Below are 2,384 nucleotides of genomic sequence, written 5' to 3'. Positions count from 1 at the left end.
GCCATGGCGGCCGCCTCGGAGATTTTTTCATTCGGGCCCTGGCCGCCGGACATGATGAACTTGGGCAAGGGCTGGCCCTTTTCCTGCTGGTGGTAGGCGAACTGGATGGCCCGGTTGATCCGGGCGGCCTGGATGTTGGAAATCTGGTCCCCGTGGATCAAGCCCGCTCCCAAGACGATCAGGTAGTTCTGGTGGTAGCGGCGGGGCACGATCTGGTAGAGCAGGAGGTTGATCAGGAAATTGTACATGACCGCCGCCAGGTAGACGGCAATCGTCGGAAAAATGTCGAGGATCAGCCGCAGCCAGGTTGGGGTGCTGCGGGTAAAGTGGCCGATGAAGATGAAGATCCACAGGCCCAGCATGGCGCAGGCCAGAATCAGGGTCAGCAGGTTGGGCAGGGTGTGGCTCTCATGTTTGAGGACGACGTAGGAATTCCACAAAAGCAGGATCCAGGAGAAGAAGACGATGACGGCAACCATGACGCCCAGGCCGAAGAGGACCCAGAGATAGACCTTGCGGAAGCTGGGCAGGTTGGTGGCGTAGACCAGGAAGGTGAACCAGGCGCCCAGCGACAAGAGGAAAAAGGTCAGAAAGATTCCGTTGATCAAGCGCCGCGGGTCGCTCAGCCAGGAGAAAAGGAAGGTGACCGCGGCCAGGGCGACCAGGATGGTGAAGTAGCTGAAAGCCCGGTTTTGACTGAATAGAAAAAGTAGCGTGTTTAATGCTGATGGCATTTTTTAAGTCCTCGTCCATGTTATTTAGAAAATTGGTCAAACTTTATTATAATAGAGGATAAGAATTTTTTTGAGACAACAAGGTGACAAACATGAAAAAAATTGGGCATTATCTTTTTTACCTGATCGAAATCGTGGTCGTGTTCGCTCTGTATACGACTCTGCAGGAATTTTACTTCTATCCGGAAATCTACGGCTTCGGGTCGGCCGAGGCCTTCATTCTGGCCTTGTCCACCGTCTTGGTCTTCTGGTTCAGCTTCTGGCTCTACAAGGGCCAGCTGGACGACCGGAACGAGTGGGGCTTCAACCGCCCCCCGCACTGGAGATGGCGGAAACTGGCGGTGTCGGTCGGGGGCTTCTTCCTGATGCAGCTGCTCTACATCCTTTTGATGAACCTGATCGGCGGCGGGGTGTCCGTCAACCAGCAGAACCTGGACGACCTCCAGCAGACGGCCGGACCGACCTACAACATCATGGTGGTCGTGATCGCGCCGGTCATCGAGGAAATCCTCTTCAGAGGGATGTTCTTCAACCTGTTCTTCAGTCATGCCGGCAAGCTGGCCAAGTGGGCCGGGATCCTGGTCTCGGGCTTCTTCTTCGCCTTTGCCCACAACCCGTTCTGGTCGCCTTATCTCTTGGTCTACTGGATGATGGGGTCCGTTTTGGCCTGGGTCTACATGGAAACCCGGGACCTGCGCTATTCGATGGCGACCCACATCATGTGGAACCTGCTCAGCGTTTTAGGCTAGAAAAAATCCGCGAGACGCGAAAGCAGCGAAGCTTTGCTTCGCTGCTTTTTTAGTTCTGTGCTTCTTCTTTTCTGATGTAGTGGTTCAGCATGATCGGCGACAAAACCGTCGTCAGGATGATCACCAGGATCAGGCTGGAGTAGATGTCCTTTGGAAACAGGTGGTGGGCAATCCCGATTTGGGCCACGATCAAGGCCACCTCGCCCCGGGAAACCATCCCGGCCCCGACGATGCTGCCTTCCAGGGGCTTGAGGCCGAAGATTTCCGAAGAGTATTTGCCGGCCCAGTACTTGGACAAAACGCCCAAGAGGGTCATGATCACGATGAAGAAGAAGTCCTGGCCGATGCTGGCAAAAGTCATCGACAGGCCGATGTTGACGAAGAAGGTCGGAATGAAGACCGAGTAGCCGATGGCGGAAACTGATGAGCTGACTTCCGCTTCCTGCTTGGTCTGCCGGATGGCCAGGCCGCCGAAGAAGGCACCCACGACCGCGCTTAGGCCGACCAGCTCGGCGATGTAGGCCATCCCCAGGGCCAGAACCAGGGAGGCAATGACGACGGAGTAGCTGACGCTGATTTTTTCCGCCAAGTGCATGAACTTCGGGGCGATGAACTTGTAGACCAGCCAGACAAAGACAAAGTAGAGGGCCTCAAAGAGCAGGTTCAAGAAGAAGTTGTCCGTCAGGCCCGACTTGCCGCCCTCGTGGCTGAAGGTGGTGAAGAGGCTGAGAACGATCACCGCCAGGATGTCGTCAACGACCGCGGCTCCCAGAATCGCCGTCCCGGCCTTGGTCTGCAGCTTCCCGGTCGCCCGCAGGACCTCGACGGAGATGGAGACGCTGGTGGCCGCGAAGACGATCCCGATGAAGAGGGCTTCCAGGAACTCCATCCCGAAGAGCAT

General features: G+C 56.2%; 3 protein-coding genes. 1 reads left to right on the top strand and 2 read right to left on the bottom strand.

The annotated features are described in order from the left end of the window. A partial coding sequence (locus lacNas_RS00565) for a YdcF family protein (protein ID WP_201330353.1) occupies positions 1-734 on the bottom strand: 734 nt, incomplete at its 3' end. Positions 735-826: 92 nt separating this feature from the next. Between lacNas_RS00565 and lacNas_RS00560 the strand changes: the two genes are divergently transcribed. Further along, the gene (locus tag lacNas_RS00560) at positions 827-1,483 is read left to right on the top strand and encodes a CPBP family intramembrane glutamic endopeptidase (RefSeq protein WP_201330352.1); all 657 of its coding nucleotides are present in this window, start codon (positions 827-829) and stop codon (positions 1,481-1,483) included. Positions 1,484-1,532: 49 nt separating this feature from the next. Here the strand turns inward: lacNas_RS00560 and lacNas_RS00555 are convergent. Next, positions 1,533-2,384: cation:proton antiporter (locus lacNas_RS00555; protein WP_201346493.1), on the bottom strand; the 852-nt coding region annotated here is incomplete at its 5' end.

The organism is Lactobacillus nasalidis (assembly GCF_016587775.1).
Classification (GTDB): domain Bacteria; phylum Bacillota; class Bacilli; order Lactobacillales; family Lactobacillaceae; genus Lactobacillus; species Lactobacillus nasalidis.
The sequence above is the reverse complement of the archived record's forward strand: the minus strand, read 5'-3'. Positions and strand labels throughout refer to the sequence as shown.

Excerpts from the sequence above, each read along its gene's own strand:
- lacNas_RS00560 (WP_201330352.1), top strand. The coding sequence starts at position 827 with ATGAAAAAAATTGGGCATTATCTTTTTTACCTGATCGAAATCGTGGTC.